Raw genomic sequence first — 22,687 nt, 5'->3', positions numbered from 1 at the left:
CCTGCCGAAAAACCTACTTCACCCGACGGCCCGAGCGGTCGATCCGGAACCGCTCTCCGCCTTCCATCGGCGTGTGGCCATCGGCATCCGGCGTACCGCGACGGCAACCGTTGCAGACCTCGGCCACGCCATCCTGGAACGGCCAGCCGAAATCGAAGGTGCCGGGCACCACCTGGCGGAACTTCAGGTCGAAGTAGCCGACGCGGTTGCCGACGCGGGCGCGCAGCAGGCCTTCCTGCGGTGTTTCCGGACCGTTGTCCCAGGTCAGTACCGGCAGGCTGCGGCCCTTGCGGTCGACATAGTGGAAGCCCTGCCCGGCATACACCACGGCCAGGCCGTGGTCGTCGTAGTTCAGGTCCTTCAGCGTGTCGGCACTGATCTTCGGCCGGTGATCGATCACCTCGCAGTTGGGCAGCGGCCACAGTCCGTGTTCGTCGGTCAGCAGCTTGCACGCCGGTGCCTGGGCCGCTGCATGGGTACTGACCAGTACGCCAAGCACTGCCAGCGACCACGCAAGGCGGCCGCTGGCGGGGGCAGGGCGCGCCTGCCGTGCGATCACTTGGCCTCGGCCTTGCGTTCGAAGGCTGTCGGTGCCGGCAGCTGCACCGGCACGCCCTTGTCATCGCAGGTGCCGGCCTGGCACAGGCGCTCGCGCAGGGCGGGGGTGGCCTGCACGATCATGTGGTAGATCGCGTTCTGTTCCAGCGTGCCGCGGATCGCCTTGCTGCCCGGGCCGCGCGCCCAGATGCCGACGTCTTCGCCGCCGTGCGACTCGGACTTCATCGGCACCAGTGCTTCCTGCATGTAGTCCGGATGCTCGGTGTCGACCTCGCGCAGGTTCGGGCGGCCGTTGGCCGGTTCGAAGCTGCTCGGGTTGTGCGGGTAGCGCTTCGGGCCGGCCGGCTGCTGGTTGCTGCTGCCGGTATGGCCCGGGCCATTGGCGTAGCTCAGCGTGGTGTACGGCTGGCCGCTGCCGTCCAGCGCGTAGTCCAGCTTGCCGGCGCCATCTTCGCCGCCCTTGTCCTTGACCTTGCCCAGGATCGGGTTGCCGCGTGCCGGGTAGCCGACGAAGTTCAGCGTGTGCGAGTGGTCGGCGGTGACGATGATCAGGGTGTCGTCGGCCGAGGTCAGCTCGTTGGCCACGCGCACCGCATCGGACAGGGCCACGGTCTCGGTCAGCGCACGGTAGGCGTTGCCGCTGTGGTTGGCATGGTCGATGCGCGCGCCTTCGATCATCAGCACGTAGCCTTCCTTGTGCCTGGACAGATTCCTGATGGCTGCGGCAGTCAGTTCGGCCAGGCTTGGCTCACCACCCGGATCCTGCGGGCGCTCGTACTCGTAGCGCATGTGGTCCGGTTCAAACAGGCCGAGGATGGCCGGCGCGTTGGTGGCCGCCGCCAGCTGCGTGCTGTTCCACACGTAGGCACCCTGCGGATGCGCCTGCTGCCATTCCTGCACCAGGCTGCGGCCGTCCAGGCGCTGGCCGACCTTGTCGTCGTATTCCGGGTCGCGCTCTTCCACCGTGGTGAATTCACCGCGGCCGCCGCCGAGGGCGACCAGCGGGCCGCGGCCATAGCGCGAGGTCGACAGCAGCTGCTGGGCGATGTCCTTGCAGCCGGCCGCCTTGGCCGCTTCAGTCAGGTCGGTATCGTTTTCCCAGTTGCGCTCGGGCGAGTGCGCGTAGGTGGCGGCCGGGGTGGCATGGGTCAGGCGTGCGGTGGACACCACGCCGGTGGCCAGGCCGGCGCTGTCGGCCAGCTGCAGCCAGGTCAGCAGGCCCTTGGACAGGCTGTCGGCGCAGTCGGTGCGGCTGCCGGCGCTGACGCCGATCGCACCCATGTGGGTCTTCACGCCGGTGGTGATGGCGGTCATGGTGCCGGCCGAATCCGGGGTCTGCGAATCGGTGTTGTAGGTCTTGCTGAACGCCGTGGCCGGGAAGCGCTCCCACGACAGCAGGTTCTCTTCACCCGAGCCGCCCTTCTGCTGGCCTTCGTAGATGCGCGAGGCCGCCACGGTGGTCAGGCTCATGCCGTCGCCGAGGAACAGGATGACGTTCTTGGCCTTGCCGGACATCGCGCCGTTGGCGGCGGCCTGGGCGGCGCCGCTGCGGTACCACCACTGCGGGGTCTCGCCGGCCGGATGGGCGACGGGATCGACGGCGACCTTCAGGCCGGCCGGGGCAGAGGCGGAGGTGGTACTGGCGCTGGCGCAGGCGCCGAGCAGCAGGGTGGTGGCGCAGGCGGCCAACAGGGAGACGGAACGGCGCATGGACGCTGGGATCTCACAAACTGTAACGGGACGTTCATTATGCCCGCCCCTGCAAGGCACGCCGATGACACACTGATTTGCCGGCCGGGCGGTCGTTCTGCGGGCCGCCATGGGCTATCGTGCCAGCATCCCTTCCTTCCCCTCTGGATTGCCTATGAAGCTGGTCTCTGCCTGGCTGCGGATTCCATTCTGGCAGCGCGTGGTCGGCGGCTTCGTGCTCGGCGCGCTGGCCGGCTGGGCGTTCGGCCCGGCCGCGGAAACGTGGTTCGGCCCGCTCGGTGAACTGTACGTCACCCTGATCAAGATGATCGCCGTGCCGCTGGTGTTCTTCGCGGTCATCAACGCGATCTCGTCGCTGCACGGACAGAAGTCGGTCGCCGCGCTCAGTGGCCGTACCTTCCTGTGGTTCGTGATCACCGCTGCGTTGGCGGTGTGCGTCGGCCTGGGCGTGGGTACCGTGCTGCAGCCTGGCGCCGGAGGCCTGCAGCTGACCATGGCCAGCAACTACGTGCCGCGGGAAGTGCCCAGCGTGGTGCAGGTGCTGTTGGACGTGGTGCCAGCCAATGTGTTCTATGCGCTGTCCGGCATCGGCACCAAGGTCAATGCGGCCGGTGAAACCGTGTTGGCTGCCGGTCGCGGCTCGATCCTGCCGGTGATCTTCTTCGCCGGCCTGGTGGGCTTTGCCATCGTCAAGCTGGGCGAGAAGGTGACCGAGGCGCGCAAGCTGGTCGGCCAGATGAGCGACATCATGATCCAGGTGACCCGCTTCGTGCTGGAAGTCACCCCGATCGGGACCTTCGGCCTGATCGCCGGCCTGGTCGGCAGCTACGGGTTCGAAAAGCTGCTGCCGCTGGGCCATTTCGTACTGGCGCTGTACGTGGCCTGCGCCTTGCACATCGTGGTGGTCTACAGCGCACTGCTGCTGGCGCACGGCCTGAACCCGCTGAAGTTCTTCCGTGGCGCGGCGCCGGGCATGCAGGTCGCCTTCGTCAGCTCGTCCAGCTTCGCCGCGATGCCAGTGGCGCTGCGTTCGATCACCCACAACCTGGGCGTGAACAAGGACTACGGTTCGTTCGCGGTGCCGCTGGGCGCCAGCATCAAGATGGATGGCTGCGGTGCGATCTACCCGGCGCTGTGCGCGGTGTTCATCGCGCAGTACAGCGGTGTGCCGCTGACCCCGGAGCAGTACGTGGTGGTGCTGATCGCTTCGGTGCTGGGCAGCTTCGGTACGGCCGGCGTGCCGGGTACCGCGGTGATCATGGCCACGGTGGTGCTGAGCGCGGCCAACCTGCCGCTGGAGACCATCGGCTACCTGTATGCCATCGACCGCATCCTGGACATGATGCGTACGATGACCAATGTGACGGGCCAGATGCTGGTGCCGGTGATCGTGGCCAAGGAAACCGGGCTGCTCGACCAGGCGGTGTATGACAACCCGTCCAGCAACGTGGGCGTGGACGATCCGGACCCCACACCGCCACGCGGCTGAGGTTGCGTGGAGATGACGGCCCGCCCTGACCGGCAGGCCTTTTGTCTGGGAGGTGGCTTGCGCAGTGTCGGCCGAGGCGGGCACCTGGTAGATCCACGCCATGCGTGGATGGCGGCAGTGCCGACCAACGGTCGGCACCCACCAGAGGTCGGTGGATCCACGCCGTGTGTGGATGAGGGCAGTGCCGACCAAGGTCGGCACCCACCGGGGCCGACCGGCGCCCATCTGTCATTGCGGGCCCAACAAAAAAGCCGCTGCAGGGCAGCGGCTTTCTCGTGTCAGGCGGCGCGGCAGCGCCAACCGGTCACAGATCAGAGATCGACCCGTCGGGCCTGCATGAACTTGTTGCCCCAGTAGCCACTGAGGAGCGTGTCCACGCGGACGTCCTTGCCCGAGCTCGGTGCGTGCAGGAAGCGGCCGTCACCGACATAGATGCCGACGTGGTCGACGCGGCCCTTGCGGCCGAAGAACACCAGATCACCCGCCGCCAGCGCGGCGCGGTCGTTGATCAGTTCGGCGTTGTCGTCGTGGGCCATCTCGCGCGAGACGCGCGGCAGCTCGATGCCCAGGGCCGAACGGAACACGTAGCCGACCAGGCCGCTGCAGTCGAAACCGCTGTCCGGATTGCTGCCGCCCCAACGGTACGGGGTGCCCAGCAGGGTCATCGCGCGGCGCAGCAGCGACTGCACCTTGCCATTGTCGGCTGCGGTGCCGACAACGCTGCCATTGGCGGCGCTGCTGGTGTCGTAGTTGGCGAGCAGGCGGCTGAGGTCCCCGGCTACCACGGCCGAGCGGTCCATCAGCGGAATGGTGTCATTGGCGGCCAGATGCGGCAGCAGGGCGGCCAGCGTGGCACTGGCGGCGGCATCGACGCGGCTGCGCTGCGGAGCGGCCGCCTCGGCCTTGGCGGCCGGTCGAGCGGTGCTCTCGGCCACCGGGGCCGGGGTCACATCGGAGCGGTTCGGAGCGGTCTGCGACCAGGCCGGAAGGCTGGTCAGGCACAGTGCCAGGCCAAGCAACAGCGGGCGGGCACTACGTGAAGATACGGAAGTCTGGCCTTCGCTTTTCAGGTCGTCAGTCGTCACGCGTCGGTCACAGGAAAAAAACGATGGGGCATCATGCCCTGTAAAAGCGGCAATAAGTTAAAAATTCCGTTAGAAAACCGTTAGTTTCAGTGTGATGTGTGTCGCAGTTTTGAACATATCGCCTGTTCATTTTAGCGAAGGACACGTTTCGCGCCGGTGTAGTGGTCCTTCCAGTAGGGGCCGCTGAGTGAGTCCAGGCGCACGGTGCCGCCGGTGCTCGGTGCATGCACGAAACGCCCTTCACCTACATAGATGCCGACATGGGTGACGCTGCCGCGGCTGCCGAAGAACACCAGGTCGCCGGTGGCCAGGCGCTGCGGGTCGATCTTCGGGCCCTGTACCGCCGCCAGGTCGCGCGAGGTGCGTGGCAGCCGCAGGTCCAGCATTTCGCGATAGACATAGGCGACCAGGCCGCTGCAGTCGAAGCCCGAATCCGGGGTATTGCCGCCATAGCGGTAGGGCGTGCCGACCAGGCTGATGGCGCGCATCAGCACCGAGTTGGCGGCCTCGGGGTTGTCCGGCACGGTCTTTGGCCAGTTCGCCGTCGGCGGGGGCGGCGCCGGGCGGGTGGCCTTGCCACCGCCACAGGCGGTCATCAACAGGGGCAGGGCCAGCAGCAGGGCCGGGGCGAGGAGCCGGCGCAGGCCGGACGAAACTGGCGTGATGTGCATGATCTCCGGATAATGCGCCACCTTGGATTGGCCGTCATGATGGCGGCGTCCCCGCCGGGCGACAACCCGCCCCAACCCGCCTGCCTCCGGCAGATCCAGACAGAGTTGCGCATGAAGATCGAAAAAGACCGCGTTGTCCGCTTCCACTACACCGTTTCCGAAGTCGGCCAGGAGCCGATCGAATCGTCCAAGGACCGCGGCGAGCCGCTGGCGATCCTGATCGGCCACGGCAACATCATCCCGGGCCTGGAAAACGCCATGATGGACAAGGAAGCCGGCGCGACCTTCAACGTCGACGTCAAGGCGGCCGATGCCTACGGCGAGCGTCGTGAGGGCCTGTCCCAGCGCGTGCCGAAGAAGCACTTCGGCAACACCAAGCTGGCTCCGGGCCAGCAGGTCGTGCTGCAGACCAACTTCGGCCCGCGTGCGGTGACCGTGCAGAAGGTCGGCATGAGCGTCGTCGACGTTGACCTGAACCATCCGATGGCCGGCAAGGACCTGCACTTCGACGTCGAAATCGTCGATGTGCGCGAAGCCGGCAAGGAAGAGCTGGACCACGGCCACGTCCATGGCGACGGCGGTCACCAGCACTGATCGCAGCGCGATCGTGATGGCAGCAACGGCCCGCTTCGGCGGGCCGGTGCGCATGTGGAACACGGCGCTGGCATCCATGGTGCGTGGGCCGGCGGCATAATGGCGGACCTGCCTGACGGATGCCCCGTGAACGCCGCTTTTCCTTCCCTGCAGCCGGTGGCTTCCGGCGAACGCATCGCCGTGCTGGACGTGCTGCGTGGTGCCGCGTTGCTGGGCATCCTGCTGATGAACATCGAGGCCTTCAGCGGCCCGCTGGATCTGGCCTTCACCGGCATTGACGTGCATTGGCGGGGCATCGATTACTGGGCCGACGCTTTCGTCTACGTGTTCGTGCAGGGCAAGTTCTTCACCCTGTTCTCGCTGCTGTTCGGCGCCGGCTTTGCGGTGATGGCGCAACGCGCCGAGGTGGCCGGGCGCGACTTCACCCCGTTCTACCTGCGCCGCAGCGCCGGCCTGCTCCTGATCGGCCTGTGCCATGCGCTGCTGGTCTGGTCCGGCGACATCCTGGTGATGTATGCGCTGATCTCGCTGCCGCTGCTGGCCTGCCGCGAGGCGCCGCGCAGCTGGCTGCCGTGGATGGGCCTGACCGTCTACCTCGGCGGCGTCGCGATGATGCTGCTGGTGGGCGCGATGGTGTCAATGGCTTCAGCCGAGGAGGTGCAGGGCATGCTTGCCGAGGCGCAACGGAGCATCGACCTGCAGCGGCAGGTGTACGGGCAGGGCAGCTGGGCGCAGGCCAATGTGCAGCGCCTGAGCGAGTTCGGTACCTCAATGGGTGCGCTGCTGATCACCGGCCCGGAAGTGCTGGGCATGTTCCTGATCGGCAGCTGGTTCGCCGGCAGTGGCGCGCTGGCAACGCCGGAGCGCTTCCCCCGGCTGTACGCGTCGCTGCGCTGGATCGCACTGCCGCTGGGCCTGCTGGTCACGCTGCTGGGGGTTGCCTGGAAACCCTACCTGGCACCCGGCGCGTACAACCTGCCGGTGACGGCGGCGATGGCCCTGCTCACGGTTGGCGGGCTGCCGATGTGCCTGGGCTATCTGGCGTGGATCGTGCACTGGCGCACGCGGCTTGCGTGGCTGGCGCCGGTGGGGCGCATGGCGTTGACCCACTACCTTGGCCAGTCGCTGCTGTGTACCTGGATCTTCTACCACTATGGCCTGGGCAGGTTCGAGATGATGCCACGTGGCGTGCAGCTGCTGTTCGCGCTGCTGCTGTTTGCCGTGCAGGTAATCATCTCGCACCTGTGGCTGCGTCATTTCCGCTTCGGCCCGATGGAGTGGGTATGGCGTGCGATGACCTATCGGCAGTGGCCACCGATGCGGCGCGGTGCCGGGCAGGGCTGATCGATGCAGGGCGCACACGAGGATGTGATCGTGGTCGGCGCCGGTGCCATTGGACTGGCCGCTGCGCTCGCGTTGCGCGCACAGGGGCGGCAGGTGCGCGTGATCGACCGGGGGCGCGTCGGCGGCGCGACGTCGCATGGCAACTGCGGCACCATCACCCCCAGCCATGCGCCACCGCTGGCGGCACCCGGCGTGCCACTGCGTGCGCTGCGCTGGATGCTCGATCCGCGTGCGCCGTTGTATGTGCGTACGCGCATGGATCCGACATTGTGGCGTTGGTTGCTGCAGTTCGGGGCGCGCTGCAATGCGCGCGACTGGCTGCACGCCACGCGGGCACGCGGCGCATTGTTGAATGATTCGCGGCAGCGCCTGGCCCAGTGGGTGCATATACATGCGCTGGACTGCGAATTCGCTGCGCGCGGGCTGGACTATGTGTTTGGTGATGCCCGCAACTTCGATCTTCATGCGGCCGAGTGCGAGGCACTGAACGCGCTGGGCATCGTCACGGCCTGCATCGATGGCGGCGACTATGCGCGCGACAATCCGGCGTTCCATGATCGCCTTGCCGGTGCGATCCACTTTCCCGGCGATGCGCAGCTGCGTCCGGACCGTTACACCGCTGAACTGGCGCGCGTGCTGCGCGCGCAGGGCGTGGTGATCGACGAACAGGTGGACGTGCAGGGATTCAGTGACGATGCGCAGGGCGTACGCGTGCAGGCCGGCCAGCAGACCGTGCGGGCGCGTGAGCTGGTGCTGGCCACCGGCCCGTGGTCGCGCGACTGGGCACGTCAACTGGACCTGCGCGTGCCGATCCAGCCCGGCAAGGGCTATTCGCTGACCTGGTCGCGACCGGAGCAGGTGCCGCAGCGTCCGGTCGTGCTGAAGGATCATTCCGTGTTCGTGATTGCCTGGCGCGACGCGTTTCGGCTGGGCGGCACCATGGAGTTCGCCGGCGCCGACCCGCAGCTGCGCACGCGCCGCCTGCAGGCCCTGCAGCAGGCCGCCGACCACTACCTGCGCGCGCCGCGCGGTGCGCAGCTGCAGGAGCAGTGGTGCGGGTGGCGCCCCATGAGCGTGGACGACGTGCCGTTGATCGGCCGCGCGCCCGCGCATCCTCACGTCTGGCTTGCAGCGGGGCATGGCATGCTCGGCATCAGCATGAGCGCCGGCACCGGCCAGCTGATCGCCGATCTCGTCTGCGGCCGCACGCCAGCGATCGATCCTGCCCCTTACCGACCCGAGCGATTCCGATGAGCACTGCATCCTATGATTACGACCTGATCGTCCTTGGCGGCGGCTCCGCCGGCCTGGCCGGTGCGATTCGCGCCGCGCAGCACGGCAAGCGCGTGGCACTGCTGGAGCCCGGTGAGCTGGGCGGGACCTGCGTCAATGTTGGCTGCGTGCCGAAGAAGGCGATGTGGCTGGCGGCCGACCTGCACGAGCGCATCGGCCTGGCCAGTGCGATGGGCTTCGATGTCGAAGCGCGCCCGGCGCTATCGTGGAAGGAACTGGTGATCCATCGCCAGGCCTACATCAGCAACATCCACACCAGTTACCACAAGCGCCTGGACGAAACCGGCGTGGTGCGCATTCCGGCGCGCGGCCATCTGCTTGATGCGCACACCGTGGCCTGCAGCGATGGCGTGCGCTACAGCGCCGAGCACATCCTGATCGCGACCGGCGCGCACCCGCTGCGTCCGGATATCCCCGGCGCGGAACTGGGCCTGGTCTCCGACGATTTCTTCGATCTGCGTGCGGCGCCGGCCGAGGTCGCGATCATTGGCGGTGGTTACATCGCGGTGGAACTGGCCGGATTGCTGCAGGCGCTGGGCAGCAAGGTGAGCCTGCTGGTACGTGGCCAGCGGCTGCTGGATCGTTTCGATTATGAGCTGACCGATCAGCTGGCCGAGAACCTGAAGCAGCAGGGCGTGCGCATCCATTTCGGCTATCGCTTGCGCGAACTGCAGCGCGATGGCGAGCGCGTACGTGCATTCGGCCATGATGGCCCGCTCGACAGCGTGTTCGACGCGGTGTTCTTTGCCACCGGCCGCCGCGGCAACAGCCGTGACCTGGGCCTGGAGGCGCTCGGCATCGGCATTGGCGAACACCAGCAGGTGCAAGTGGACGAGTGGCAGACCACCTGCGTGCCGAGCGTGCACGCGGTGGGTGACATTGCTGGCAAGGTCGGCTTGACCCCGGTGGCGGTGGCCGCATCGCGACGGCTGATGGACCGTCTGTTCGGTGGCCGGCCACAGTCGAAGATGGATTACGAGAACGTGGCCAGCGTGGTGTTCTCGCACCCGCCACTGGGTGCGGTGGGCATGAGCGAGGAGGAAGCGCGCGCGCGCTTCGATCAGGTGAGCGTGTACCACAGCCGTTTCCGCCCGATGCTGCAGGCGTTGGCCAACGGTACCCAGCGCAGCCTGTTCAAGATGGTCTGTGCCGGCCCGGACGAACGGGTGGTGGGTATTCATCTGCTGGGCGAAGCGGCCGACGAGATCCTGCAGGGCTTCGCGGTGGCGGTGAAGATGGGGGCGACCAAGGCTCAGTTCGACGACACCGTGGCGATCCACCCGACCTCGGCCGAAGAAGTGGTGCTGATGCGCTGAGCCGGGCCGTTGCAGGGCCGAGCCATGCCCGGCTGCTTTTGCCCAGGCATGGCGAAGCCGAGCGTAGGCTCGGCACTACAGGGCACCGGGCGCCCTCATGCGACAATGGACGCCTCCCACGCCTTTCCGGGCCGCTCCGCGCGGCCCGCCGTCGTCCTGATGTCCAACACCGCTTCCCGTATCGCTACCGCCTCCCCTCGCATCGCGCTGGGGGGGATCGGCCTGGCTGCGATCGGCGCCATCGCCGCGTCCGGCAAGGCGATCATCGTCAAGCTCGGCCTGCGCCACGGCGTGGATGCCACCACGCTGCTCGCGCTGCGCATGCTGATGGCGCTGCCCCTGTTCGCGTTGATGGCAGTGTGGGCCGCGCGCCGGGCCGAAGCACTGTCCTGGGCGGACCGCGCGCGCGTGCTGTGGCTGGGATTCACCGGCTACTACCTGTCCAGCCTGCTCGACTTCCAGGGCCTGCAGTACATCAGCGTGACCCTGGAACGGCTGATCCTGTACTTGAACCCGACCCTGGTGCTGCTGATCAACGTGCTGCTGGCGCGCCAGCGACCGGGCCGCTGGCAGATCGGTGCGCTGGTGCTGAGCTACCTGGGCGTGCTGCTGGCCTTCGGCCACGACCTGCAGCGCGAGGGTGGGCAGATTATCGTCGGCAGCCTGCTGGTGCTGGGCAGTGCGCTCAGCTACGCGTTGTACCTGTTCGGTAGTGGGCAGGTGGTCGCGCGCATCGGTGCGGTGCGGCTGACCGCCTATGCCAGCTGCGTGGCCAGCGTGCTGGTGCTGCTGCACTTTGCGGTGACCCATCCGCTGCCGTTGCTGTGGCAGGCACCGGCGCCGGTCCAGTGGCTGTCGCTGGTCAACGCCACTGTGTGCACCGTGCTGCCGGTGCTGGCGATCATGCTGGCGGTGCAGCGCGTGGGTTCGTCGCTGGCCGCGCAGGTCGGTATGCTGGGCCCTGTTTCCACCATCGTGATGAGCCTATGGCTGCTCGACGAACCGATGGGGCCGGCACAGATCGCCGGCACCGTGCTGGTACTGATCGGCGTTCTGCTGGTAACCCGGCTGCGGCGCTGACGCCGGAGCAGGCGCGTGCGCGCATCCTGGCAGTGATCCGCGCGATTCCGGCGGGGCAGGTGATGGGTTACGGCCAGGTGGCAATGCGCGCCGGCCTGCCCGGGCGTGCACGCCTGACCGCGCGCATCCTGGGCCAGAACGACGACCCGGACCTGCCCTGGCACCGCGTGCTGCGTTCGGATGGGCGCATCGCCATGGAAGAAGGGTCGGCCGGCTGGCGCGAACAATCGCAGCGGCTGCGTGCCGAGGGCGTGCGGGTGGAGAATGGCCGGGTGCGGATGGCAGTGACCGATCCTGCGGCGGTGCTGGATGCGGCCGTGTGGGGCCCGGGCTGAGCACCGCTGGCGACTGAACAGGCCAGACCTGCGGGGCGCCAACAAGACACAGTGCTGCGGCTATGATGGAGGCCGTTCCATGCCGGTGCTCCCATGTTCCCGCGACTGCCAACCGTCACCAAGGCCCTGCTGATCGCCAACGCGATCCTGTTCCTGCTGCAGCAGCCGTTCCTGCTTGGCATGCAGACCTTCGAGCCGTTCATGCTGCAACCGCTGCAGCAGGGCTTCGACGCATTCTCGCCGGGCGGCAACTTCCAGCCATGGCAGCTGCTGACCTATGGTTTCCTGCATGGCAGCTTCGGCCACCTGTTCTTCAACATGCTGGCGGTCTTCATGTTCGGCGCGCCGCTGGAGCAGACCTGGGGCGAAAAGCGCTTCCTGCTGTACTACCTGGTGTGCGTGGCCGGTGCCGGTGTCTGCCAGCTGCTGGTGGGTACGCTGCTGGAAAATCCGGCGACGGTGCTGGGCGCTTCCGGCGGTGTGTTCGGCCTGCTGCTGGCCTACGGCATGCTGTTCCCCAACCAGCGGGTGATGCTGCTGTTCCCGCCGATCCCGATGAAGGCGCGTACCTTCGTGATCCTGTTCGGTGTGGGCGAGCTGGTGCTGGGCATGACCGGCTGGCAGCCGGGCGTGGCCCACTTCGCGCACCTCGGCGGCATGCTGTTCGGCTGGTTGCTGATCCGCTACTGGCGCGGGCAGCCGCCGTTCAACAAGCGTCGCCCGCCCGGCCCACCGAAACGCCCGAACCATCTGCGCAGCGTGAAGTGAGGCGCTATGCGCCACGCTTCACGCGGGTAGGTGCCAACCTTGGTTGGCACGCTTTGAATGGGATCATTTGACGCGGTAGGTGCCGACTGTTGGTCGGCACACCTCTACAGATACTGCAACACCACCTGCGCGGCATTGTGCCCCGGCGCACCGGTGACACCACCGCCGGGATGGGTGCCCGAGCCGCACAGGTACAAGCCGGGCAGGGCGCCGCGATAGCCGGCCTGGCCGACCATCGGCCGTGCCGAGAACAGTTGGTTGGCACTCAGTGCGCCGTGGAAGATGTCACCGCCGACCAGGCCGAAGGTGCGCTCCAGATCCAGCGGCGACAGCACCTGCCGACCGAGCACGCTGGCGGTGAAGCCGGGCGCATGCCGTTCGACGGTGGCAATCATCACGTCGGCTACGGTCTCCCGGTGATCATCCCAATGACGGCCATCAGGCAACACTGGTGCCACGTGCTGGCAGAACAGGCTGGCCACATGCTGCCCGGGCGGCGCCAGCGAATCATCCAGCGTGCTGGGGATCAGCATTTCCACGATCGGTTCGCGTGACCAGCCGTCGCGGCGTGCATCCAGCCAGGCGCGGTCCATGTAGTCCAGGCTGGGCGCCATGATGATGCCGGCGCTGAGGTGATCGCCGGGGCCGGGCAGGGCACTGAAATCCGGCAGCCTGGACAGCGCCACGTTCATCCGGAACGTACCGGAACCGCAGCGCCAGTTCGCCATGCGTTCGCGCGTCGCGTTGGGCACATGTGCCGGTTCCAGCAACTGCTCGTACAGCAGCTTCGGATTGACGTTGGCGATCACCGCGTGTGCGCGCAGGATTTCGCCGTTGGCCAGTTCCACGCCCACTGCGCGACCCTGCTCGATCCGCACGCGCTGCACACCGGCCTCCACGCGCAGGTCCGCACCGGCCTCGCGTGCCGAGGCAGCAATCGCCTGGCTGATCGCGCCCATGCCGCCGATCGCGTGGCCCCAGGCACCTTTCACGTCATTGCACTGGCCGAATACGTGGTGTAGCAGTACATAGGCACTGCCCGGTGTATACGGGCTTGCGTAGTTGCCGACGATGCCGTCGAAGCCGAACAGCGCCTTGATCGGCTCGCTCTCGAACCAGCGGTCCAGGTACTCGGCCGCCGACAGCGTGAACAGATCCAGCAGTTCCTGCCGCAGCGAGGCGTCCAGCGTCGCCAGTTCACGACCGAGACGGCCCATCTGCCAGAGGGCGGGCAGGGCACGCCAACCGCCTGCTGTCCCCAGGTCCGGCGGTGTGCGCAGGGCCCATGCGCGCAGCACGTCGGCGAAGATCTCCAGGCGTGCCTCGTACGCGGGCAAGCGCTGCGCATCCCGCTCGGAGAACTTCGCCACTTCGGCCTGGGTGCGGCCTGGCGCGGACAACAGGTAACGGCCGTCCGGCAACGGCAGGAAGTTGTTGGCCGGACGCGCAACGATGCGCAGCCCATGCGCATGCAGCTGCAGGTCGTCGATCACCTTCGGCTGCAGCAATGACACCGTGTACGACGCCACCGAGTTGCGGAAGCCGGGATGGAATTCCTCGGTGACCGCGGCACCGCCGAGAACGCCACGACGTTCCAGCACCAGTACCTTCTTTCCGGCGCGCGCCAGATAGGCCGCGCAGACCAGGCCGTTGTGGCCACCGCCAACGATGATCGCATCCCAGGTCATCAGCACCTCGCAAAAAGGGGACGGAGGGGATTAAGTCGCAATCTGCATCTGCGCGCAGGGGCGGGGAGAAACGACTTAATCCCCTCCGTCCCCTTTTTTGATTGCCGCTTCGATGGTGGCGATGTCGATCTTCTTCATCGGCATCATCGCGTTGAAGGCGCGCTTGGCCAGGGCCTTGTCCTTGCTGGTCACCGCTTCGATCAGCATCCGGGGGCTGATCTGCCAGGAGATGCCCCAGCGGTCCTTGCACCAGCCGCATTGGCTCTCCTGTCCGCCGTTGCCGACGATCGCGTCCCACAGGCGGTCGGTTTCAGCCTGGTCCTCGGTCTGGATTTGGAAGGAGAACGCTTCGCTGTGCTTGAACGCGGTGCCGCCGTTGAGCCCGACGCAGGGAATACCACAGACCGTGAACTCGACCGTCAGTACGTTGCCTTCCTTGCCGTCCGGATAGTCACCGGGGGCGTGGTGCACGGCGGTCACCGCGCTGTCGGGCAGGATACTGGCGTAGAAGGTGGCGGCCTCAAGCGCGCCGTCGTCGTACCAGATACAGATCGTGTTCTTGTGTGCCATGTCGGGGCTCCGCGATGGACGAAGGCGCAGCGATAGCACGCCCGGTGTTAACCCGGGATCGTGCTGCACCCGCAAAAAAAGGGCGCCCGAAGGCGCCCTCTGCGTTACCGGTACCGCGGGTGGCTCAGCGCCAGACCTTGATCTGCTCGGCATCGGTGCGCTGCATCGGCTGGCCCGGCTTGCAGCTGAAGCTGGCGCCGAAGGCCGGCAGGTTCGACAGCGGGCCGTTGGTGCGCCAGCGACCCGGGGCACGGATGTCGGCGGTCAGCCGGCGTGCGGCTTCGTTCGGCGAGAGCTGCTGCGGCCACAGTGCGGCCCACGCGCGGAAGAAGCCCTGCTGCTGGGCCGGCTTGGCCTTCGGCTCCTGCGCGGTGTAGGCCGCCCAGGCCAGCTCCAGGCCGGCGATGTCGGCCAGGTTCTCTTCCTGGGTAAGCGTGCCGTTGACCTTGGCACCCTTCACGCCGGGGAACTCGTAGCTGCCGTACTGCGCAGCCACGCGGGTACCCAGCAGAGTCCAGGCGGTCTTGTCGGCCGGGGTCCACCAGCTGCGCAGCTCGCCCTTGGCGTCGACCAGCGCACCCTTGGCATCAATGGCACGGGTCAGCTCGTGGCCGACCAGGCCACCGAAGCTGCCGAACTTGTCGGCGGCGTCGGCCTTGGCGTTGAACACCGGGCCCTGCAGGATCGCGGCGGTGACGATCATGCGGTTCTGGGCCAGGTCGTAGGCCAGCGAGGGCTGCTGCGGCAGCACATCCCAGCGCCGGTCGGCGTTGCCCTTGCCGATGCGCTTCATTTCCTCGCGATGGCGCCAGGTCGAAGCAATCAGCATGTTGCCGCCGAACGAGCCGCGGCCCATCGGCTGCACGCTGTAGTCGAGATCGCGCAGCGGGGTGCCGATCTCGATCTTCAGCGCCGCCAGCTTGGCCTGCGCTTCGGTCTTGGCTTCGGCACTCATCCAGCTGCTGTTCTTGACTGCCTCGATCTGCACTTCGCGCACCTTGTCGACGATCCACGCCGCCTGGCGACGATCTTCGGCGGACAGGTAGCGGGCCGCGTATTCGCGACCGACCATCGGGCCGGCGGCCACGTTGATTGCCTCCAGCACGTCTTCCCAGCGCTGCGGCGGCAGGGTTTCGCCACGCAGCACGCGGCCACGGAATTCGAACTCGGCGTCGCGATAGGCCTTGGACAGGTACGGCGCCATCGCGTCGCCCACGCGCCAGCGCAGGTAGGCCTTCCACTGGTCCGGCTTGAGCTTGGTGACCATGCCATCGAGCTGCTTGAACAGCGCCGGGTCGGCCAGCGAGACCAGGTCGTCGTCCACGCCCTGTGCCTTCAGGAATGCGTCCAGCTGCAGGTTGCGGTAGCGGCTGTTGAGCTCCTTGGTGGAGATCGGCGCGTAGTTGTTGAACGGGTTGTTGATGCCGGCCAGCGACTGCGCATTGCGCGCCAGCTCGGTCTCCAGCGCGATCACCGACTGCGATTCGGCATCCAGCTTGGCCGCCGGGGTGCCGGTCAGCGCCAGGATCTGCTTGACGTAGTTGCGGTAGCGACCCATCAGCGCCACGGTATCGGCGTCGGTGCGGGTATAGAACGCCGGGTCCGGCAGGCCCATGCCACCCTGCATGAAGTAGCCGATGTGGCGGTCCAGCGCCTTCAGATCGACGTCAGGGCCGAAGTTGAACGCCACCGGGATGCCGACCTGGTGCAGCGCGGCGATCGAAGCCGGCACATCCTTGGCCTTCTTGATGGCATTGATGCGGGTCAGCAGCGGGGCGATCGGGTTGGAACCGTCCGCTTCCACGGCGGCTTCGTCCAGGCCACTGGCCCAGAAGTCGCCCAGCAGCTTCTGCACGTTGCCCTGCGGCGACTTCATCGCGGCGTCGAGCAGTTCACGCTGCTGCTGGCGGCTGCGGTCGACCAGCTGGCCCAGCGCGGTGGCGGCGCCGGTCTGCGGCACCGGGTTGGCCTTCAGCCAGCCTGCGTTGGTGGCGTCGTAGAAGTCGCTGCACTGGGCGCTGACAGCCGGAGCGCGTGCGGCCTTCTTCTTGGCGGCGAACGCATCGTGGGTCGGGACCAGGGTCGCCAGGCTGATGCCCAGGGCGATGGCAAGCGGACGGAAGTTGGGCATGTGGAACGAATCCGTGATGGATTGAGGGCGCGCGCACTATAGCAAGCCGCGCATGGGCGCGGCATGCACGCATCACGGAGCATCCACCATGCCGGGCGCCGACCAGGGGCGGCATCTACCAACGGCTTGGGCCAGCGCGGGCGCAGCAGATACACGCCATGCATGGATGACAGGCGCTGCCAAAACAAAGGCCCGGGAATTCCCGGGCCTTTGCAGGAATGCCGCAGCGTCAGCCGTGGCTTACCAGATCACCACCTGCTGCTCGCCGGCGCGGGCCATCGGCGAACCGGCCTTGCACTGGAATGCAGCGGCGAAGGTCGGCAGGTTCGACGGCGCACCCATGGCGCGGAACTGCGCCGGGGCATGCGGGTCGGTGGCCAGTCGGACCTTGGCGTTTTCCGGGGTGTACTTGGTGCGCCACACGGTGGCCCAGTTGAAGAAGAAGCGCTGGTCGCGGGTGAAGCCATCGACCTTCGCATCTTCCTTGCCGGCGCTGGCCTTCTGCAGGGCGTCGTAGGCAGTGGCCAGGCCGCCGAGATCGGCGATGTTCTCGCCCAGGGTCAGGTGGCCGTTCACTGCCTGGCCGTCGACCTTGTACTGGTCGAACTGCTTGACCAGCTTGCCGGTGAGGCCTTCGAAGTTCTTCTTGTCGGCCGGGGTCCACCAGTCTTCCATGTTGCCGGTCGGCCCGAAGCGCGCGCCCTGGTCGTCGTAACCGTGGGTCATTTCATGGCCGATCACCGCACCGATGCCGCCGTAGTTCAGCGCGTCGTCGGCCTTGGGATCGAAGAACGGCGGCTGCAGGATGGCGGCCGGGAACACGATCTCGTTCTGCAGCGGGTTGTAGTAGGCGTTGACGGTCTGCGGGGTCATGCCCCACTCGGTCTTGTCCACCGGCTTGCCGATCTTGGACAGGTTGAACTTGTAGTTGAACTCGTTGGCCGCGCGCACGTTGCCCAGGTAGCTGTCGCGCTGGGTCTGCAGGCCCGACCAGTCACGCCACTTGTCGGGGTAACCGATCTTCGGGGTGAAGGTTTCCCACTTGGCGATGGCCTTGGCCTTGGTTTCCTCGCTCATCCAGCTCAGGCCCTGGATGCGGTCCTTCAGCGAGGCGGCCAGGTTCTTCACCAGTTCTTCCATCTTCGCCTTGGCTTCCGGCGAGAAGGCAACCTTCACGTACAGCTGGCCGAAGGCTTCACCGGCATCGTTTTCGATGGTGCCCAGCACGCGCTTCCAGCGCGGCTTCTGCTCCTTCTGGCCGTTGAGGGTCTTGCCGTAGAACTCGTAGTTCTCCTGCACGAAGGCGTCAGCCAGGTACGGCGAAGCGCTGTCCACGGTGTGGAAGCGCAGGTAGGCGCGCCACACCGACGGATCGGTGTCGCCCAGCGCCTTGCTCACTTCCTCATGGAACGCCGGCATGGCCAGCGAGAATTTCTCCGGTGCAGTCACGCCCTGCGACTTGAAGAACTCGGTCCAGCTGAAGTTCGGGGTCAGCTTGTCGGCGTCGGCCAGGGTGACCGGGTTGTAGTACAGCTCGACGTTGCGCGACAGCTCCACGCGCGACTTGGAGGCCTTGGCCAGGCGGGTTTCGAACTTGACCACGTCCTCGGCCTGCTTGGCCGCATCGGCCGCGGCCACGCCGGACAGCTCGAGCACCTTGGCGACGTGCGCCTGGTACGCCTTCAGCTTGTCGGCGTTCTTGGCATCGGTGTAGTAGGTGGTATCCGGCAGGCCCAGGCCACCCTGGCTGGCATAGGCCATGTTCATGGCGGAGTTCTTGAAGTCCGCTTCGGCGCCGAAGCCGAACAGGATGTTGTCACCCTTGGCGGCGCTGCTGCGCAGGTAGTTTGCGATGGACGCCTTGTCCTGCAGGCCGTCGATCGCAGCCAGGTCGGCCTTCAGCGGCTCGATGCCCTGGGCATTGATCTTGGCTTCGTCCATGCCGGTGGCCCACAGGTCGCCGACGATCTTCTCGATGTGGTTCGGGGTCTTGACCTGCGCGACCTGTTCGGCCAGCTGGTGCTGCACGGCCACCGAGCGCTCGTCGAGGATGGTGAACGCACCCCAGCTGGTGCGGTCGCCCGGGATTTCATTGGCAGCCAGCCACTTGCTGTTGACGTAGTCGCCGAAGGCGGTGCAGGCGTCCTTGGTGGTGTCCAGGTCGCTCGGCTGGAAGGCGTTGTAGGCCGGCAGCTTGCTCTCGTCCAGCTTATAGGTGGTGGCTTCGGCGGTGGCCGGGGCGGAGGCGGTGGCGTCCTTGGCCGGGGTTTCAGTCTTGCCGCAGCCAACCAGCGCGGCCGAAACGGCCAGGGTCAGCAGCACGATCTTGGGAGTACGGGTCACTTGAATGGCCTCCAGGCCGAGTGAGTCAGGGAGTGGCCGCAGGTGCGGCCGTGGGCCGAACGATACGCCGCCGGCCGGACCTGCAAGGGTGTCGAAGGTCATGTCCCTGTGCAAGCGGCGCGCCGACGCCAGAAAGGCGTTGCGGAAGGCCCCCACCACGCTCCGCGTGGGCTGAGCGGACACTGGCGGCGTCCACTCGTCCTGGTGAATTCAGCATGAACTTCGTTCGCGAGTGCCGAGGGCGCAGGCGCTGGAGGAGCGCCGCGACAGGATATGTCCAAGGCAGTTCCCCTGCTGCATAGCGGCGGCTGCGGGACAGGGGGAGTTTTTTCAAGCCCATGATTTGAAAGATTAATGTTCTGGGTGCCGGTACGGGATTCCCATCCATATGCTCTGTTTCGTGGAGTGTCATGTCACATTGAACTTTTGCTGAATGTTGCTGTTTTGTGTCGTTATGTGTATGAATTCCGTTATCGGCACGTGAACGGTTGCTGGCCATCTTTGCCTCTGCCTTGCCGATGCAGAGCTTTTTATGCCTTCACTTTTCAGAGAGAGAGACATGGAGAAGACTCGCCCACTACCCCGCAATCCGTTGAGCCTCGCGCTCAGTTCGGCCCTCCTGCTTGCCGTCGCCCTGCCTGCCTTCGCGCAGGAGGGGGACGTTGCAAAGGAGACTGCCGAGAGCGCGAAGAAGACTTCCAATGAAGCCACGGCCACCCAGCTGGACCGCATCACGGTGACGGGCTCGCACATCTACCGTGCTGGCTATGACACGCTGGAACCTGCCGCCGTGGTGTCCCGCCAGGACATCGAGGCGTACGGGCATACCAACCTGATCGATGCGTTGACCAAGATCCCCGGCGTTTCGGCCGGTGTCTCCTCGCGTGGTGACCAGGCTGGCTTCGGCGCGGGCGTGAACTTCGCCAGCCGTTTCGGCCTGGGCAGCAACCGCCTGCTGACCCTGGTCAACGGCCGTCGCTTCGTGACCTCCGCACCGCCAACCGTGTTCGGTGCAGGCGGCGGCTCGGGCATCCAGGTCGACATGAACGCGATTCCGACCGTGATGGTCGAGCGCGTGGAAAGCCTGAGCATCGGTGGCGCACCCACCTATGGTTCGGACGCCATTTCCGGCGTGAACAACATCATCCTGCGCGACAAGTTTGAAGGCGCCGAGGTTGAGATCGGCTTTGGCAGGACCACCAAGAACGACAATGACCGTTACTCATGGTCTGCCATCTTCGGCAGCGGTTTCGCCGATGGCCGCGGCCATTTCACCATTGCTGCCGAACTGGACAACAGTGATGGCGTGAACGCGCTCCAGCGCGATTTCTACCGCAACGGCTACAGCCTGCAGACCAATCCGACCGCCGCAAACGTGGCGCGCTTCCAGTCGTGGCGTACCCCGGGCAATGACGGCCGCACCGATCCGAGCATCCCGTTCAACACCGGGCCGGCTGACGGCATCGCCGACCAGGTCTGGATCCGCAACCGGCGCATTTCCAGCATGACCTTCGGTGGCCTGATCATGCCGTCGGACATCCAGGTACGGCGCAACTACCAGCGCAATGCCACGGGTGAATTGAACGGCTTCGGCCCGAACAACAAGCTCTGGCACTTCAACAACAAGGGCGATCTGGTTGCCTACGATCCAGGCATTTCCTATCCCAGCGGCAATGCGTCCGGTGGCGATGGCCTCAACCTCAACGAAACCCTGCCGCTGATCGCCGACCTCGAACGCCGGACGGTCTATTCGACCGGCAGCTTCGACTTCAACGACAACGTGCGTGGCTTCTTCGAACTGTCGCACTACAGCGCCACCGCGCGAGAAACGTTGGACCAGAACGTGTACAACGCCGCCGGCTTTGGTGCTGCCAACCCCGATGGCAGTGGTGACCAGAGTGGTGCGATGCTGTTCAGCGCGAACAATCCGTTCCTCAGTGCGGAGTCGCGCCGTATCCTGGCCGAGAACGGCATCACCTCGTTCCGCCTGTCGCGCTCCTCGCGCGACCTGAGCATGAACAACGCCAGCACCGATACGCGTTTGAGCCGCATCGTGCTCGGCCTGGACGGCTTCTTCGATATCGGCGAGCGCCGTTTCAACTGGGAAACCAGTGTGACCCACGGTCGGGGCGACTTCGACTACAAGGGGACCGGCCTGATCCAGCAGAACTTCATCAATGCGCTCAACGTGAAGCGCGATGCCAGCGGCAACATCGTCTGTGATGCGTCCGCCCCCGGCACGACCGCGGATCCGAATTGCCGCCCGCTCAACCTGTTCGGTGAGAACCAGGCATCGCCGGAAGCACTGGCCTATGTGTCGACGCCGACCCTGGCCAAGGCGCGGACGCGCCAGACCGTGTTCAACGCATCGGTGACCGGCGGACTGTTCGACCTGCCGGGCGGCGAGTTCTCCTTCGCCGCAGGCGTGGAGCATCGGCGCGAAGAAGGTTCGTTCACCCCGAGCGAATACCAGCGGCTGGGGCAGGGCCGTTCGGTGCCGATCCAGGGCGCCAAGGGCGACTATCACACCAATGAAATCTTCGCCGAATTCCTGGCGCCGCTGTTCAACCCTGACTGGGATCTGCCGGGCCTGCATCGCCTGGACGTGACCCTGAAGGGGCGCCGGGTGGTCAACTCGGTGGCCGGTGGCTTCAATGCGTACACCTATGGCATCCAGTACGAGCCGTTCGCGGGAATCCAGCTGCGCGGCAGCAAGACCCAGTCGCTGCGTGCCCCGTCGATTGCCGAGCTCTATACCTCGCTGCAGCCGGCGTACTACAACATCCCGGAAGTCTGCTCCGTGTCGGCCATCAACGGCGGCACCAATCCGGCGATCCGCCGCCGCAACTGCGAGGCCTTCTTCCAGGCTTACCCGGGTGCGGATCCGGCAACGTTCCAGGCATCGCCGACCAACACCCTCGGCTCGGTCAACGGCTATACCGGGCTGAAGAACGAGAAGGCCAAGTCCTGGACGGCGGGCATCGTGTTCGCACCGGACTGGGCGAAGGGACTGCGGGTTGCCGCCGACTGGTATGACATCAAGATCACCGATGTGATCACCAGCCTCAGCCCGACCGACATCATCACGGGCTGCTTCGACAACCCGGACTTCAATGCGTCCAACGTGCCCAATGCCAACCGCTTCTGCAGCCTGGTGACGCGCAATCCGTTGAGTGGTGCAGCTACCGACATCCGCACCGAGTACGGCAATGGCCCGGTGCTGATGTTCCGCGGCTGGACGGCCGAGGTGGATTACAACTGGGATATGGGCCGATTCGGCCAGGTCGCACTGGGCTTCTACGGCTACATGCCGAAGAATCGTGGCCAGGCCGCGAACACGGATGTGCCGTTCGTGGAGCGCGTGGGAACATTCGACGAGCCCAAGCGCCAGTTCCGCTGGACGGCGCAGCATGCCATCGGCAAGTGGAGCTATGGCGTGACGTCCAACTACACCAGCGGCTCGCAGTTCAGCCTGACCGCAACCCCGGAAAGCCGGCAGTACTTCAAGCGTGACAGCTGGACGACCTGGGATGCCAATGTCAGCTACCGCCTGACCGACAATGCACGGGTGAACCTGTCGGTGCTGAACCTGTCCGACGACATCGGGCCGTTCCCGTACGTGCTGGACGCGCTGGGCCGTCGCTACATGGCCAGCCTGCGCTACAGCTTCCGCTGAGCGGAAGGGCCGGAGGAAGACGGCAGGCCCGGCTTT

The 22,687-nt window shown here is 66.3% G+C and carries 17 protein-coding genes; 9 read left to right on the top strand and 8 right to left on the bottom strand.

Features of this window, described 5'->3' with window-relative positions; genetic code table 11:
* Positions 1-13: 13 nt before the first annotated feature.
* Together ACYKG1_RS15170 and ACYKG1_RS15165 are read right to left on the bottom strand one after the other, a co-directional pair.
* The gene (locus ACYKG1_RS15170) at positions 14-559 is read right to left on the bottom strand and encodes a WG repeat-containing protein (protein WP_100473508.1); all 546 of its coding nucleotides are present in this window, start codon (positions 557-559) and stop codon (positions 14-16) included.
* Positions 556-2,268, bottom strand: a complete 1,713-nt coding sequence (locus tag ACYKG1_RS15165; protein WP_262228069.1) for an alkaline phosphatase — start codon at positions 2,266-2,268, stop codon at positions 556-558. Before ACYKG1_RS15165 ends, ACYKG1_RS15170 begins: the two co-directional genes overlap by 4 nt.
* Positions 2,269-2,422: 154 nt before the next feature.
* Between ACYKG1_RS15165 and ACYKG1_RS15160 the strand changes: the two genes are divergently transcribed.
* Positions 2,423-3,757 (top strand): dicarboxylate/amino acid:cation symporter, encoded by a 1,335-nt coding sequence (locus tag ACYKG1_RS15160; RefSeq protein ID WP_478470842.1) that lies wholly within the window; start codon positions 2,423-2,425, stop codon positions 3,755-3,757.
* 311 nt (positions 3,758-4,068) lie between these two features.
* Here ACYKG1_RS15160 and ACYKG1_RS15155 read toward each other — a convergent pair whose 3' ends face one another.
* Together ACYKG1_RS15155 and ACYKG1_RS15150 are read right to left on the bottom strand one after the other, a co-directional pair.
* Complete coding sequence (locus tag ACYKG1_RS15155; protein ID WP_430541811.1) at positions 4,069-4,842, bottom strand: C40 family peptidase; 774 nt, start codon at positions 4,840-4,842, stop codon at positions 4,069-4,071.
* A gap of 131 nt (positions 4,843-4,973) precedes the next feature.
* Complete coding sequence (locus ACYKG1_RS15150) at positions 4,974-5,513, bottom strand: C40 family peptidase (RefSeq protein ID WP_262082811.1); 540 nt, start codon at positions 5,511-5,513, stop codon at positions 4,974-4,976.
* A gap of 111 nt (positions 5,514-5,624) precedes the next feature.
* Here ACYKG1_RS15150 and ACYKG1_RS15145 point away from each other — a divergent pair, with 111 nt between their 5' ends.
* From ACYKG1_RS15145 to ACYKG1_RS15115, 7 genes are all read left to right on the top strand, one after another.
* The gene (locus tag ACYKG1_RS15145) at positions 5,625-6,107 is read left to right on the top strand and encodes an FKBP-type peptidyl-prolyl cis-trans isomerase (protein WP_014647924.1); all 483 of its coding nucleotides are present in this window, start codon (positions 5,625-5,627) and stop codon (positions 6,105-6,107) included.
* Between the two features lie 99 nt (positions 6,108-6,206).
* Positions 6,207-7,451: a DUF418 domain-containing protein gene (locus tag ACYKG1_RS15140; RefSeq protein ID WP_478470841.1), complete on the top strand. Its 1,245-nt coding sequence runs from the start codon at positions 6,207-6,209 to the stop codon at positions 7,449-7,451.
* Positions 7,452-7,454: 3 nt separating this feature from the next.
* Positions 7,455-8,705, top strand: coding sequence for an NAD(P)/FAD-dependent oxidoreductase (locus tag ACYKG1_RS15135; protein ID WP_478470840.1), 1,251 nt, complete (start codon positions 7,455-7,457; stop codon positions 8,703-8,705).
* Positions 8,702-10,060: a glutathione-disulfide reductase gene (gene gorA, locus ACYKG1_RS15130; RefSeq protein ID WP_478470839.1), complete on the top strand. Its 1,359-nt coding sequence runs from the start codon at positions 8,702-8,704 to the stop codon at positions 10,058-10,060. The genes ACYKG1_RS15135 and gorA overlap by 4 nt, the downstream gene beginning before the upstream one ends.
* 159 nt (positions 10,061-10,219) lie before the next feature.
* A complete protein-coding gene (locus tag ACYKG1_RS15125; protein WP_478470838.1) occupies positions 10,220-11,140 on the top strand; it encodes a DMT family transporter in 921 nt (306 codons plus the stop codon).
* Positions 11,047-11,475, top strand: a complete 429-nt coding sequence (locus ACYKG1_RS15120; RefSeq protein WP_428993175.1) for an MGMT family protein — start codon at positions 11,047-11,049, stop codon at positions 11,473-11,475. The genes ACYKG1_RS15125 and ACYKG1_RS15120 overlap by 94 nt, the downstream gene beginning before the upstream one ends.
* Before the next feature lie 93 nt (positions 11,476-11,568).
* Positions 11,569-12,243: a rhomboid family intramembrane serine protease gene (locus ACYKG1_RS15115; RefSeq protein WP_005410509.1), complete on the top strand. Its 675-nt coding sequence runs from the start codon at positions 11,569-11,571 to the stop codon at positions 12,241-12,243.
* Positions 12,244-12,347: 104 nt separating this feature from the next.
* Here ACYKG1_RS15115 and ACYKG1_RS15110 read toward each other — a convergent pair whose 3' ends face one another.
* The 4 genes from ACYKG1_RS15110 to ACYKG1_RS15095 form a co-directional block, all read right to left on the bottom strand.
* Entirely contained in the window at positions 12,348-13,931 is a 1,584-nt protein-coding gene (locus tag ACYKG1_RS15110) for a phytoene desaturase family protein (protein WP_478470837.1), read from the bottom strand.
* A 75-nt stretch (positions 13,932-14,006) separates the two neighbouring features.
* Positions 14,007-14,501: a VOC family protein gene (locus ACYKG1_RS15105; protein WP_100473501.1), complete on the bottom strand. Its 495-nt coding sequence runs from the start codon at positions 14,499-14,501 to the stop codon at positions 14,007-14,009.
* A 124-nt stretch (positions 14,502-14,625) separates the two neighbouring features.
* Positions 14,626-16,632, bottom strand: coding sequence for a M13 family metallopeptidase (locus ACYKG1_RS15100; RefSeq protein WP_262082804.1), 2,007 nt, complete (start codon positions 16,630-16,632; stop codon positions 14,626-14,628).
* Between the two features lie 240 nt (positions 16,633-16,872).
* Complete coding sequence (locus ACYKG1_RS15095; protein ID WP_100475227.1) at positions 16,873-18,975, bottom strand: M13 family metallopeptidase; 2,103 nt, start codon at positions 18,973-18,975, stop codon at positions 16,873-16,875.
* A gap of 559 nt (positions 18,976-19,534) precedes the next feature.
* On the opposite strand from ACYKG1_RS15095, the gene ACYKG1_RS15090 reads away from it, so the two are divergent.
* Entirely contained in the window at positions 19,535-22,651 is a 3,117-nt protein-coding gene (locus tag ACYKG1_RS15090) for a TonB-dependent receptor domain-containing protein (protein ID WP_478470836.1), read from the top strand.
* Positions 22,652-22,687: the final 36 nt, after the last annotated feature.

The sequence above is a fragment of the Stenotrophomonas sp. 85239_Sma genome, assembly GCF_056481725.1.
Note: the sequence above shows the minus strand (reverse complement) of the source record. Positions and strands in the feature narration are given on the sequence as shown.